A 12,898-nucleotide genomic window follows, 5' to 3' on the forward strand; every position below is an offset into this window, starting at 1 on the left:
TTAAATGAGATATAAATTTGGGTGGTACCGCGAACAGGCTTTTCGCTCCAGTAAGGAGAGAAGTCTGTTTTTTTATTTTAAAAATCAATAAATAAATTTTAGGGGGCAAAAATTATGATGTGTAAAAAAACTTTAAAAACTTTAGTAACAATTCCATTGGTGGCTTTAGCTTTATTTTCGGGGTGTTCTAGTAACAAGGGGGATGAACAAGTTATTAGTAAAGGTAATGAAAAAGTTATTAATATTGGGGTAGCTCAAATAGTGGAACATCCATCTTTAGATTCAGCTAGGAAAGGATTTATGGATGCTCTTTCAGCAAATGGTTATAAGGAAGGTTCAAATTTAAAGGTAGATTTTCAAAATGCACAAGGAGATATGCCTACAGTACAAACTATTGCTCAAAACTTTGCATCTCAGAATAAAGATCTAGTGTTTGCAATTGCAACACCTACAGCTCAGGCAATGTATAATGCAATAAAAGATAAGCCTATACTTGTAACAGCAGTAACAGATCCTGTTAAGGCAGGTATTGCAAATTCTCTTGAAAAGTCAGGAACAAACGTTACAGGAACTACAGATGCAGCGCCAATTGAAAAACAATTAGAACTCTTAAGAAAACTAGTACCTAATGCTAAGAATATGGGTATACTTTATAATACCAGTGAAGTAAACACTGAATCAGAAATTGAAAAGATTAAAAAAATAGCACCTAAGTACGGTTTGAATATTATAACCTCAGGGGTTACTAATACAAATGAGATATCGCAGTCTTTAAGTGCCCTTGTGAAAAATATAGATGTTTTATATGCTCCAGCAGATAATGTTGTCGCATCATCAATGCCTTTAATATCATCTAAGTGCATTGAAAATAAGATTCCAATTATAGGAGCTGTAAAGGCTGAAGTCGAAGGAGGAGCTTTAGCTACTGAAGGTATAGATTATTATAAACTTGGATATCAAACAGGAGTTATGGCAGTAGAAGTTATAAAAGGAAAAAATCCAAAGGAAATGCCAATTACAACTTTAAGAGATACTGAACTAGTTATAAATATGGATACTGCAAATAAGATAAATATAACTGTTCCTGAGGACTTAAAAAAATCTGCGACAATTATAAATGGTGGTGAAAAATAATGTTTAATTTTTGGTTAGGTGTATTAGAACAAGGACTTATATTTGGCATAATGGCTCTGGGAGTATATATTTCATACAAAATATTGGACTTTCCGGATTTATCAGTAGATGGCAGCTTCCCATTGGGAGCTGCGGTTACTGCTGCATCTTTAACATCAGGTATGTCCCCAGCTATTGCTTGTGTATTGTCTTTACTAGCAGGTGCTATAGCTGGAAGCATTACAGGAGTTTTACATGTAAAACTTAAAATAACTAATTTACTTTCAGGAATTATAGTAATGACAGGATTATATTCCGTTAATTTAAGAATCATGGGAAAAGCAAATATTCCTCTTTTCAACAATAAAACTATATTTACAGGTAGTAATAATACTTTAATAGTTATTTTAATATTTGTTTTGGTGATGAAGTATATATTAGATTTTTTCCTAGATACAAAGATAGGCTTTCTTTTAAAAGCAACTGGTGATAATCCAAAACTTATAACTTCACTAGGAATTGATAAAGGGACGATTAAAATTCTTGGACTTGCTATTTCAAATGCATTAGTAGCTTTATCTGGATCTATAATGGCACAATATCAAAGTTTTTCAGATGTAGGTATGGGAAGTGGAATAGTTGTAATGGGGCTTGCCTCCATTATACTTGGAGAAGCCTTATTCAAGAAGTTATCATGGGTTAAGTTAACAACTGTTGCAGTACTTGGAGCAATTCTATATAAACTAAGTATTGGGGCTGCTTTAAAATTAGGATTAGAGCCTACAGATTTAAAACTTATAACTTCTGTAATTGTAGTATGCGCACTTGGATTAAGTCAAAATAAATTAAAGTTAAAGATTAAAAAATTATCACTTTGGGGAGGGATGACTAATGCTCAAGATACAGAAATTGTCTAAGGTATTTAATGAGAATACTATAAATGAGAATTTAGTTTTAGATAAATTATCACTAGATATTGAAGAGGGAGATTTTATTACTATAATAGGAAGCAATGGAGCAGGTAAGTCAACTCTATTAAATATAATTTCAGGTTCTATAGAAGATTATAAAGGGAAAATAGTTTTAGACGATAAAGAAATATCTAATTTATCTGAGTTTAAAAGAACAAAATTTATTGGGAGAGTGTTTCAAGACCCTTCTTCGGGAACATCACCTTCAATGAATATATTAGAAAATTTATCCATGGCCCATAACAAAGGAAGGCGATTTGGACTTTCTAAGGGGATTTCAAAAAAAGATATTCCGTATTTTAAAGAGTTACTATCAAAACTTGATTTAGGCCTTGAAAATAATCTTTATAATAAAGTAGGACTTTTATCAGGAGGCCAGAGACAGGCGATGTCACTAATTATGGCTACAATGTCAAATCCAAGACTTCTTTTGCTTGATGAACATACTGCTGCACTAGATCCTAAAACTTCTGAAAAAATAATAAATTTAACTGAAGAAGTAGTCAGAAGTAAAAAGATAACTACCCTTATGATAACTCATAATTTAAATCATGCAATAAAGCTTGGCAATAGACTTATTATGATGCATAGAGGCAATATATTATTAGATATTAAAGGTGAGGAAAAGAAGTCTCTAACTATAGAAAAATTACTAAATTATTTTGAAAATCTACAATCTCAAGATGTTATGAGTGATAGAGTATTATTTTCATAGAAATTATAAACTGAAAGCACATTAAATAAGGAGATTGAGTAATTTTGAATCATAGTATAAAGGGAAAGGGTACTAGGTACCATCCTATAAATATTGAATAAGATGAGCAGAGGAATGAAAAACTCTGCTCTCTTTATTTTTTGGCTGAGACTTCTTTAGGGGATTTAACTTGAAATTGATTGGTTCTTCCCATGATATAAGAGAGCTTAATTATTTTCTTCTCATCTTCGCTCATTTCTCTATTAAACATCTTTTCAAATTGCTTTATTAAACTATAGTAATCAATATTTTTCTTTTCTTTGATAAGAGTATTTTGAGCTCTTTGGCTTATAGGATTATATGTTTTAACTTGAATTTTGTTACTGTAAATTCTTTTGAATATTTCCGTAGTATAATGAGCATCAGCAAATGCATTATGAAATTTACTATCAAGGGGAATGTTTAGCAAATTAACTGCTTTATTTAATCCTATATGAGTTCCCTTTGGACATTTAAGAAATTTAGATGCATACTGTTGAAGATTTATATATTTCATAGGTATAATAGATATATCTAAATTATGGTATTTTATATTACGTAATAGCTCTTTAATATCTGCAAGGCCCCATACACACAGGATGCTTTTATCTCCTTGAATAAAGTCAATAAATTCCTCATATATATCTTTAAAGGGCTTTGAAGTATTTAAATCATCCATTGTTATGCCAGTAAGATTTTCAATAAATGGATTAAGTGTAGTATATATATGAGGTTTTATTAGCCTATTAAAGGTTTGTATTGTTTCAAAGTTTTCATTAAGTTTTAGTGCTCCAATTTGAATTATTTCAAAAGGACATTTTTCATTTGTTATAGTGATTTTTTCTTTTTTGCATTGGTAGGCTTGATTAAATTCTAAATCAAATACTATATAACTCATATATTTATCTCCTAAATTTAATTCTATTATTTAGTATGCCACAAAAAATTATATATAAGAAGGGGGGAAATAAAAATGTCTGATTATAATGCAGCAAAAGAAAGTAAAATGACAAAAACTCTTTCTTTATGGAATTACTTTACCATAGGTTTTGGTGCGATCATTGGTACTGGTTGGGTTTTGCTTGTTGGAGATTGGATGATTATAGGCGGGGGACCTACAGCTGCAATAATTGCATTTATTATAGGCTCTTTATTTTTACTTCCTGTAGGTGCAGTTTTTGGAGAACTCACCTCTGCTATTCCTGTTTCAGGAGGGATAATCGAATATGTTTCACGTACTTTTGGAGATAAGGCGTCATATTTTACGGGATGGTTTCTTGCTTTAGGTAATGGAATACTTTGTCCATGGGAAGCAATTGCTATCTCCTCTTTACTTGGTGAATTTATACCTGCACTTAAAATAATTCCCTTGTATGAAATTATGGGAGCTACTGTGTATCTTCCTACATTAATTATATCTCTAATATTTGCAACTTATGTTATTATGTTAAATTTTAAAGGTGCTTCAGAGGCTGCAAAACTTCAAGGCTTTTTAACTAAATTATTGCTTTTAGGTATGATAATTGCAATGGGTATCTCTTTTTTTAGAGGAGGACCACATAACTTAACGCCTATATATGATGGTATTTCAAAAGGAAGTAAATCACAAAGTATATGGATGGGAGTTTTACAGGTTCTCGTCATTACACCATTTTTTTATGCAGGTTTTGATACAATTCCACAACAAGCTGAAGAAGCAGCGGAGGGACTAGACTGGAATAAGTTTGGTAAAGTTATTAGTATGGCATTATTAGCTTCAGGAATATTCTACGTAATATGTATATACTCCTTTGGGACAATAGTTCCTTGGAAAGAATTTGTTACTTATAGTATTCCGGCACTAACTATTTTATCAGTAATTGGTCTTAAAGTTTTTTCAAAAATAATGATATTTATTGCTATTATGGGGCCACTTGGACCTATGAATTCTTTTTTTGGAGCTACTACAAGAATTTTACTTGCTATGGGTCGTAAGGGGCTACTTCCTAAAAGGTTTGAAGAACTTGATAAAAAAAATGGAACTCCAAGGCTTGCCAATATTTTAATGGCAATTCTTACAGTAATAGGACCATTTTTAGGGAAAAATATGCTGATACCACTTACCAAGGTTAGTTCTTTAGCATTCATAATTGCTTGTTTTATGGTAAGCATTGCTTGTCTTCGTATGAGAAGTACAGAACCTGAAATGACAAGGCCTTATAAGGTTCCTGGGGGAAAACTTGGAATAGCTTTAGCTTGCATTACATCTCTTGTTATTATAGGGTTAATGGTTATCCCAGGAAGCCCTGCAAACTTGAATTTTGTAGAGTGGATTATTGTAATTTTATGGTTTGTAATAGGAGTTATATTTATGCTTATTCAAAACAAAAAATAAAAAGTAAACAATTTATATAAATCCATGATTAATTTTTAATTATTGTGGTATACTAGTAATATCAACGAAAAAGCACTATTGATAAAAATTAGTTATATCAATTATAAAAGTGTTTTAATTTTAGGAGGAATATTAAGCAATGAAAACAGGAACAGTAAAATGGTTTAATTCAGAAAAAGGATTTGGATTCATTTCCGTTGAAGGCGAAGATGACGTTTTTGTTCACTTCACAGCTATTCAAGGTAATGAAGGAAGAAAAAATCTTGAAGAAGGTCAAAGAGTTGAATTTGAAGTAGAGCAGGGATCCAGAGGACCTCAAGCAGCTAATGTTGTAAAACTTTAAATATAGTTTTATAGTGTATTAAGATTCCCTATGCTGTAAAGCTAGGGACTCTCTTATATACAATGATTTGTAAGTAATAAATGGTTACCACCTTTATAAAGGTGGTTTTTATATTTCCATATAATTAAAGTATTTTTTAAATAGTTAAAAAGAAGGAGAATAGCATTGAGAAAAAATTATAAATTAAAGAGAACCATATCTATGAAGCAGTTTATTAGTGAATTTGGGGAAAGTTTTTCTGATCATATGAAGGAAAGATTATTAGAATTAGAAGTAAGATGTGTTTTAACAAGGAAAGAAGAGGAAAATAAGCTTGACTTAAAACATGTGGAACATACAAAATATGATTCTAAAGAATATGCATATGGACAACTTATAGCAAATGAGGGGGAATTATACTTTTCAGAAAAGTGTATGGAAGGACCTGATGTTATGGAAAATCCAGTTGTAGATCCTATTTATAATGCTTTAAAAACAGAAGAAGTAGTGATTAATGAAAATATTAAGGCTAAAAAAGTAGATGACAGTAATATTGATTATATAATTGACAATATATTAGAAGTATGTCCTCAAGTTACGGATAGATATCTAGAAATCATGTCTAAGTATTTATAAAATTAAAAAACATCTAATATAATTTAAAATACAAGCTGACTAGTTTGCAAATTACAATATCGGAATCACCTAAGAATTAAAATCATGCAGAATACACATACTAATAGCCAAAGGTGGTGAAAGTATGGATGAAACACTAAATCAGCTTCACAATAAAACAGACCAAGCAATAGTTATGGGTATAGAAATACCACAGGATGGCTATTGGGGAAATAAAACTTCTAAAGAATGTGGCATGGTCGGGGGAGCAACTGTCGGAAATTTCACAAGAAATGCTGTGGAAAGCTTTGAGAAAAATTTAGTTGAGAAAAAAACAACATTTTAAAAATAAGCTTAACATAGGAAAAGCTGTAATAATAGCTACAGTTTTTGAAATTATATTAATGAGCACAGCCATAGTCAGCATTATAAAAAAACAATGGGGAAATGTATTTTTATGTATATTAGCTATGATTGTGCTTATGGCTCCCTTTATCATTAAATATATTACAAATAAAAATAATATAAACTTGCCAAAAGGCTTTGAATTAGTAACTGTGTTGTTTATTATTCTAGCACAATACTTTGGAGAAATTTTAAACTTTTATAATTTTTGGTGGTGGGATTTATTTTTGCATGGAGCAGCGGGCTGCTATATATTTATAATTGGCATGAGTTTATATAATAGCATTAATATACCACGAAAAAAAATTAATAAAAAGGTGCTTATTTTGTTAAGTATAGTATTTTCATTTGGATTTTCAATTGCTATAGGAGTTTTGTGGGAGATATTTGAAGCTGCAGGAGATTATTTATTTAAAACTCGCATGACAGAAAATGGACTTAAAGACACAGCGGGAGATCTTCTTATAAAAACAATAATAGCATTTATTACTTCGATAATATATTATTTTTATAAGGAGAAATATAATATTAAATTATAAGATGATATTTTTAACCAGGAATGTATAGGACAATTATCCTATTTTCCTGGTTTATAATTTTGCTTAAAATTATATTTCCGTCGATATTATTTATGAGTGTACTTAGTGTATATTCTTTTTTTAGGATCTATAATAGTAAAATATTTTTTGATAATCTTAAGTTTATAAAGATAAGTATGATAATATTATTTATAGGTTTAGTTGCTAAAATTTTTAGTACTATCTATATTGGATATAACACAGGTAATGGGAATAAGATTTTATGCTTCATAAAACAGTGTTATAGGATAAATGAAAATACTATTATCAAATATTATAAATTGGTAAAATTCATATAAATATTTTGGTATGCATAAAGAAAGGAAGTAATTAATTTGTTACAGAAAGCAAAAGAGCTACTTAAAAAGTATTATGGATATTCTGAATTTAGAATAGGTCAGGAAAAGAGCATAACAAGTATTTTAAATAGAGAGGACACATTGGCTATTATGCCTACAGGAGCTGGTAAATCTATATGTTACCAAATTCCTTCTCTTATACTAGATGGCATAACACTAGTCATATCCCCGCTTATTTCTCTTATGAAGGATCAAGTGGATTCTCTAAATGATATGGGTATAAAAGCCACCTATATAAATAGCTCCTTAAGTAATTTAGAGGTGGAAGATAGAATCTTTAGAGCTAAGAATGGCGAATATAAAATGTTGTATGTTGCTCCAGAAAGACTTGAGTCTCAAGGTTTCTGTCAAGTTTTAAGAAATATAAATATTTCCTTACTTGCAGTAGATGAAGCTCATTGTGTATCTCAATGGGGGCATGATTTTAGGCCGAGTTATAGAGAAATTTCAAGGTTTATAAAGAACATGCCAAGTAAACCTATAATTGCGGCTTTTACTGCCACTGCCACAAAAGAGGTAAAGGAAGATATAATAAGGCTTCTTGATTTAAGAAATCCTAATGAATATATTACAGGTTTTGATAGAGAAAATCTTTATTTATCCGTGGTACAAGGAGTAGATAAAAAGGATTACATTTTAGATTATGTAAAAGATAATGAAGACAAGGTGGGAATTATATATGCTGCAACCAGAAGAGAAGTTGACAGTATTTATGAATTGTTAAGTAAAAAGGGATTTAAAGTAGGAAAATACCATGCGGGCTTAAGTGAAGATGAAAGAAGCAAGAATCAGGAGGATTTTTTGTACGATAATGTGAGTATTATTGTTGCAACTAATGCCTTTGGAATGGGAATAGATAAATCCAACGTTCGATATGTAATACATTACAATATGCCAAAAACTATGGAAGCATATTATCAGGAAGCTGGACGTGCAGGAAGAGATGGAGAGCCTAGTGAATGCATATTATTATTTTCTGAGCAGGATGTTGTGCTTCAAAAATATTTAGCTCAGCAAAACTTAAATTCTCATGAAAGAAAAATTGGAGAATATAAGAAAATTCAAATGATGGCAGATTATTGTCATACCCAGAGATGTCTTAGGGGATATATATTAGATTATTTTGGAGAACATGATTTTAAGGATAATTGCAATAACTGTAGTTCCTGCAAGGATGATAGGGAAAGCGTAGATATTACTATAGAAGCACAAAAAATATTTTCATGTGTTGCAAGAATGAATCAAAGATTTGGAACAAGTCTCGTAGCATTAGTACTTAAAGGTTCTAAAAATAAAAAGGTTATGGAGCAGAGATTTGACGAGTTGTCTACCTATGGAATAATGAAACAGTACAGTGAAAAAGAAATTAAAAATATGATAAATGTACTCATTGCTGAAGGATATTTGATTCTTACAGAAAGTGAATTTCCAGTAATAAGGCTTACCCAAAGGGCTTTAAATGTTCTTAAAGGTAATGAAAAGGTATTTAATAAAATTCAAAAGAAAGCGGAAAAGAAAAAGACAGATAACTCGCTATTCCAGCTTTTAAAAACCCTTAGAAAAGCTATATCTGAAAGAGAAAAAGTTCCACCATATATTATCTTTCCAGATAATACTCTTCGTGAGATAAGTGAGTATTTACCTTTAGATAAAACCTCATTACTTAAAATTAAAGGGGTAGGAGAAACAAAGCTTCAAAGATATGGAGATGAGTTTCTAGAAGTTATAAGTAAGTATGTAGATGAAAATCACATTGAAATAGTTCCAGATATACAAGAAGCTTGTTTAGAAGATGTGAAAGGAAAATTAAATGAAAATACACAAACTGAGTGTATAGAAGAGAAGGTTCCAAGTCATATAATAACTTTTAACATGTATAAAGAGGATAAATCATTAAATACAATAGCGGAAGAGAGAAATTTAAAAATCACAACTGTACAAGATCACATTATAAAATGTTTTCTTGAAGGGTTAGAAGTTAATTTAGATGAATTTATTCCAGAAAGATATAGAAAACTTATTTATGAAACTATTAAAAACATAGGTGCAGAAAAATTGAGGCCCATCAAAGAGGCTCTACCTGATGAAGTTGACTACATGGCAATTAAAGCAGCACTATGTAAACTATAGAAATATTACGACGGTTTTAATGCTCTGGGTTGCATAGAATTTTCATCTAGGAAGGTCATTGAGTTATGGTAACATCTCAGCAAACTGAGATGTGCTGATTTATAACGAAATCATAGATTTCTATAAATCATGCAATAACGGCTAATATTTATAAATTAAAAATTCCTAAACCTCCTAAACTCGCTGTCGCTCAGACAGTAGGAGGTTCTTAACGGAGTTTTCAGTTTATAAATATAGCCGTTTTAAAGCTTATTCAATGTCTTCTACGATGAAAATTCTATACTCTCAGAGCATTAAAAAGTTCTTCATGTGAACTGCTGAAGGAAGAAATTCAGCTAACTGAATTTCTAAGATCTTTTAGGACGGCAGTCCTTAACGTTACAAGAACCTACAAGTTAAAGGTAAGGTAGTACAATAAAAGATTTCTGATAAAATATAGAATACTTAATATCTTACGACCTATCGGTCTGCGGGCTTATCAGCCCTTAGGTAAGCGCCAATTTAAGAGAATTTCGTTAAAACGAAATTCCTTCCTTCAGTAGTGAAGATGAAGACATTTTTAATGTTAAATTTAGTATGGGTTCTGCATTGTAGAAAGCATTAAACAAGCAATTAGAAGCTCTTTGTCTGTCAATTTAAATCACCGTAAAGAACTTTCTACTGTCTGAGCGTCAGCGAGTTTAGAAAGTTTAGGAGATTTAAATTGACAGATATTAGAGCTTGTTTGCGTAGTGAACGCCTTCTTAAATGCAGAACCCATACGGAAGATTTAACATTAAAAACGTCATAATTTCCTTTTATTACATATGAATAACAGTTTGATTTTTTTGAAATTAGTGCTATAATAATTAATGTGTCAGAATAGTTTGAATTATTCAAAGTGTTCTTAGTGCTAGAGGCAGTGCCTTAATTAGAATTTCAAAAATGCACTATATTTTTATGTATTATGTATGGGGGTAATAAGATGAGTTTAGGGATTATTGAACAAAGAAAATTAAGTTTATTAATTGAGGAGTATAAAAATAATTATCAAGGCTTATTACGACAATACTTAAATAATAATAAAATGCTATCTAAATTAGATTTACTATATTGTGCATCACAAGGAATTTACATAATTTTGAATGAAAATGGTGGCGTTGAATTTAAAGAGCATAAAAGTTGGTGCAACATACCTGATATTATAAAGGATGAAATAGAGACAAGCTTATGTGAAATAAAAGAAGATATATTTAGTAAGGATATACCTGATTTTGAAACGCTTTTTAATATTATCTACAATAGTATTAGTGAAATTTATGGAGTGAATGAGTTGATGTGTTACGATATTGCCTTAAGAATAGGAGCTGCAAACGACATACTTCCTAAAGAATATATAATGTAGTTAAGTAATTATTAGAACTATTGGGCATGCTAAATAGAGGTGATGACCAATGGAAAATATCGCTTTTTGGCTACTGTTAACAATAACACTAGCCATAACTGCTATTATTATAAAAATAAGAAAATATAAGCTAATGGATTTTATTATGGCTATTAGCTTGGTAGGGGCTTCAGCTATTATTGATAAATTGCTTTCATCTCAGTTTCAACTGTATTATTATGTAGATTATGATAATAAGCTAATCTATTCATCTATATATGACTTATTAATTTATCCATGTTATGGAATCATGTTCTCAGTATTCATGCCGGGGAGCAGGAAATATAAATCCGCAGCTTATTATATCTTAAGTTGGACAGTGTTTCTAACTTTTGTTGAAGCTATAGTAGTATATCCTTTTCATATAGTTATTTATACAGGTTGGTGGATATTTCCATACTCACCTATATTTTATGTTGTAGGACTTACTATAACATACATCTATTATCAGATTGTAGAAAATAAATTTGCTTCGTAAAACTACGAAGCATTTTTTATAACTATTTATCTAATTGTAGAAGTTTTTTAGCATTGTTCCCAAGTATCCCATTAATTTCATGAGGATTTAAGTTTAATGACTTAATAAGGGAAATATCTATAGCCTGATCTCGCCATGGAGAATCAGTTCCAAAAATAACTTTCTCAGGACCATGAGCTTTTATAAAATCTGTTGCTCTTTCTATTCCCAACTCATGTATTGAGTAAGCTGTATCAAAATATATATTCTTTCCAAGTAGGCACTTTTCTACATCATCCCAATATCTATATCCTCCCATATGCGCTGCAATCATAGGGCTGCCTGAAAATGTATGTAATACTTTTTGTAACCTTGCAGGTGTAGTGTGAAAGGGCTCTGAAAATGCAGTATCAACACCAGAGTGGAATAATATAATGAGACCTGCATCAAATATTGCTTCATAAATCTTAAACAAATATGGATCATCTACAAAATAATTTTGACAATCACCATGAACTTTTACACCTTTAAAACCATGACTTGCTAGCCAAATTATTTCTTCTTTCCAATTTGGGAAATCGGGATGTATAGTGCCAAAACTAAGTATATTATCATCTTGTACACTTGCAGCCCAGCGGTTTATTTCTATATTTTTTTCTGGTTTTGAAGCTATATTCTGAAGTACGCTTATATTTACATCAGAGTTTAACATAGAACGTTTTAGTCCATCTACAGTTCCATCAGTAGCAGGTATAAGTCCAAATTTTTGTGAACGGACAGATATTGCTCTTTGAGCTACATTATCTGGAAAGCAGTGAGTATGTATGTCTATTATCATTTGATAGTTCAACCTCCTATTTATAAAAACAACTTATATTATTATAGCATACTGATAAATTATTAATAATCACATATTATACTGAAAAATAATGAAGTGGCTTTAAAAGAATTAAAGATATATAAGAGGAAATACTAAATAATGAAAGTAAGAGTTTTCAAGGAGGAATAATGATGTCAAAAATAGATGATGCAATTGAAAGAATAAAAATATTAGAATGCCCAACAGGAAATGTAGAAGCTAGAGTTGCTCAAATACTTGAAGAGTATGGAGTGGCAAGTAGTAATGAAATAAGTATAGAGAGAGATAAATATATTGATAATGTTAATGGAGAGGCTTATAGAGCGAAGATTTTAGGAGATGCTAACCAATCGATCATAGTAGTAGCTGAATCAGGATTAGATGATTATGTAGCTAAAGTTACAGATGTATATATGAAATAAATTATAAAATGGTGTTTTTTTATAAAAAAACACCATTTTCTTATATAACCGAATGATATTGAAAAATATTAATTTGGAAAACCTAGTAGCTCCTTTAAAGGATTAACAAAATAGATAGCGAATTTTATGAAGATAAT

The 12,898-nt window shown here is 30.4% G+C and carries 14 protein-coding genes; 12 read left to right on the plus strand and 2 right to left on the minus strand.

Annotated features, from left to right (window positions below; genetic code table 11):
* Window positions 1-114 precede the first annotated feature (114 nt).
* Genes DP68_RS14155 through DP68_RS14165 form a run of 3 tightly spaced genes read left to right on the plus strand, consistent with a single transcriptional unit; the run spans window position 115 to window position 2,799 of the window.
* A complete protein-coding gene (locus DP68_RS14155; RefSeq protein ID WP_035310610.1) occupies window positions 115-1,134 on the plus strand; it encodes an ABC transporter substrate-binding protein in 1,020 nt (339 codons plus the stop codon).
* A complete protein-coding gene (locus DP68_RS14160; RefSeq protein WP_035310612.1) occupies window positions 1,134-2,030 on the plus strand; it encodes an ABC transporter in 897 nt (298 codons plus the stop codon). The genes DP68_RS14155 and DP68_RS14160 overlap by 1 nt, the downstream gene beginning before the upstream one ends.
* Window positions 2,005-2,799, plus strand: coding sequence for an ATP-binding cassette domain-containing protein (locus DP68_RS14165; protein WP_035310614.1), 795 nt, complete (start codon window positions 2,005-2,007; stop codon window positions 2,797-2,799). The genes DP68_RS14160 and DP68_RS14165 overlap by 26 nt, the downstream gene beginning before the upstream one ends.
* A gap of 133 nt (window positions 2,800-2,932) precedes the next feature.
* Here the strand turns inward: DP68_RS14165 and DP68_RS14170 are convergent, their stop codons facing one another.
* On the minus strand, window positions 2,933-3,715 hold the full coding sequence (locus DP68_RS14170) for a 3'-5' exonuclease (RefSeq protein WP_035310616.1): 783 nt from the start codon (window positions 3,713-3,715) through the stop codon (window positions 2,933-2,935).
* A 75-nt stretch (window positions 3,716-3,790) separates the two neighbouring features.
* Between DP68_RS14170 and DP68_RS14175 the strand changes: the two genes are divergently transcribed.
* From DP68_RS14175 to DP68_RS14210, 8 genes are all read left to right on the plus strand, one after another.
* Window positions 3,791-5,191 (plus strand): APC family permease, encoded by a 1,401-nt coding sequence (locus tag DP68_RS14175; protein ID WP_035310618.1) that lies wholly within the window; start codon window positions 3,791-3,793, stop codon window positions 5,189-5,191.
* A 139-nt stretch (window positions 5,192-5,330) separates the two neighbouring features.
* A complete protein-coding gene (locus DP68_RS14180) occupies window positions 5,331-5,534 on the plus strand; it encodes a cold-shock protein (protein ID WP_035310619.1) in 204 nt (67 codons plus the stop codon).
* Window positions 5,535-5,699: 165 nt separating this feature from the next.
* Window positions 5,700-6,149: a hypothetical protein gene (locus tag DP68_RS14185; RefSeq protein ID WP_035310621.1), complete on the plus strand. Its 450-nt coding sequence runs from the start codon at window positions 5,700-5,702 to the stop codon at window positions 6,147-6,149.
* Window positions 6,150-6,273: 124 nt separating this feature from the next.
* Window positions 6,274-6,474 (plus strand): alpha/beta-type small acid-soluble spore protein, encoded by a 201-nt coding sequence (locus DP68_RS14190; RefSeq protein WP_035310623.1) that lies wholly within the window; start codon window positions 6,274-6,276, stop codon window positions 6,472-6,474.
* On the plus strand, window positions 6,452-7,072 hold the full coding sequence (locus DP68_RS14195; protein WP_052085818.1) for a hypothetical protein: 621 nt from the start codon (window positions 6,452-6,454) through the stop codon (window positions 7,070-7,072). The genes DP68_RS14190 and DP68_RS14195 overlap by 23 nt, the downstream gene beginning before the upstream one ends.
* Before the next feature lie 374 nt (window positions 7,073-7,446).
* Complete coding sequence (recQ, locus tag DP68_RS14200; protein ID WP_035310625.1) at window positions 7,447-9,600, plus strand: DNA helicase RecQ; 2,154 nt, start codon at window positions 7,447-7,449, stop codon at window positions 9,598-9,600.
* Between the two features lie 964 nt (window positions 9,601-10,564).
* Window positions 10,565-10,984, plus strand: coding sequence for a hypothetical protein (locus tag DP68_RS14205; RefSeq protein WP_035310628.1), 420 nt, complete (start codon window positions 10,565-10,567; stop codon window positions 10,982-10,984).
* 49 nt (window positions 10,985-11,033) lie between these two features.
* Complete coding sequence (locus DP68_RS14210) at window positions 11,034-11,501, plus strand: hypothetical protein (protein WP_035310631.1); 468 nt, start codon at window positions 11,034-11,036, stop codon at window positions 11,499-11,501.
* Window positions 11,502-11,523: 22 nt separating this feature from the next.
* Here the strand turns inward: DP68_RS14210 and DP68_RS14215 are convergent, their stop codons facing one another.
* Window positions 11,524-12,318, minus strand: a complete 795-nt coding sequence (locus tag DP68_RS14215; protein ID WP_035310633.1) for an amidohydrolase family protein — start codon at window positions 12,316-12,318, stop codon at window positions 11,524-11,526.
* A gap of 173 nt (window positions 12,319-12,491) precedes the next feature.
* On the opposite strand from DP68_RS14215, the gene DP68_RS14220 reads away from it, so the two are divergent.
* Window positions 12,492-12,761, plus strand: coding sequence for a hypothetical protein (locus DP68_RS14220; RefSeq protein ID WP_035310634.1), 270 nt, complete (start codon window positions 12,492-12,494; stop codon window positions 12,759-12,761).
* Window positions 12,762-12,898: the final 137 nt, after the last annotated feature.

The organism is Clostridium sp. HMP27, from assembly GCF_000765165.1.
Lineage (GTDB): Bacteria > Bacillota > Clostridia > Clostridiales > Clostridiaceae > Clostridium_AK.

Bases quoted from the DNA above. Each gene is read 5' to 3' on its own strand.
- DP68_RS14205 (WP_035310628.1), top strand. From the start codon at position 10,565: ATGAGTTTAGGGATTATTGAACAAAGAAAATTAAGTTTATTAATTGAG.
- DP68_RS14165 (WP_035310614.1), top strand. From the start codon at position 2,005: ATGCTCAAGATACAGAAATTGTCTAAGGTATTTAATGAGAATACTATA.
- DP68_RS14215 (WP_035310633.1), bottom strand. From the start codon at position 12,318: ATGATAATAGACATACATACTCACTGCTTTCCAGATAATGTAGCTCAA.
- DP68_RS14210 (WP_035310631.1), top strand. From the start codon at position 11,034: ATGGAAAATATCGCTTTTTGGCTACTGTTAACAATAACACTAGCCATA.
- DP68_RS14180 (WP_035310619.1), top strand. From the start codon at position 5,331: ATGAAAACAGGAACAGTAAAATGGTTTAATTCAGAAAAAGGATTTGGA.
- DP68_RS14175 (WP_035310618.1), top strand. From the start codon at position 3,791: ATGTCTGATTATAATGCAGCAAAAGAAAGTAAAATGACAAAAACTCTT.
- DP68_RS14170 (WP_035310616.1), bottom strand. From the start codon at position 3,715: ATGAGTTATATAGTATTTGATTTAGAATTTAATCAAGCCTACCAATGC.
- DP68_RS14190 (WP_035310623.1), top strand. From the start codon at position 6,274: ATGGATGAAACACTAAATCAGCTTCACAATAAAACAGACCAAGCAATA.
- DP68_RS14220 (WP_035310634.1), top strand. From the start codon at position 12,492: ATGTCAAAAATAGATGATGCAATTGAAAGAATAAAAATATTAGAATGC.
- DP68_RS14160 (WP_035310612.1), top strand. From the start codon at position 1,134: ATGTTTAATTTTTGGTTAGGTGTATTAGAACAAGGACTTATATTTGGC.
- DP68_RS14155 (WP_035310610.1), top strand. From the start codon at position 115: ATGATGTGTAAAAAAACTTTAAAAACTTTAGTAACAATTCCATTGGTG.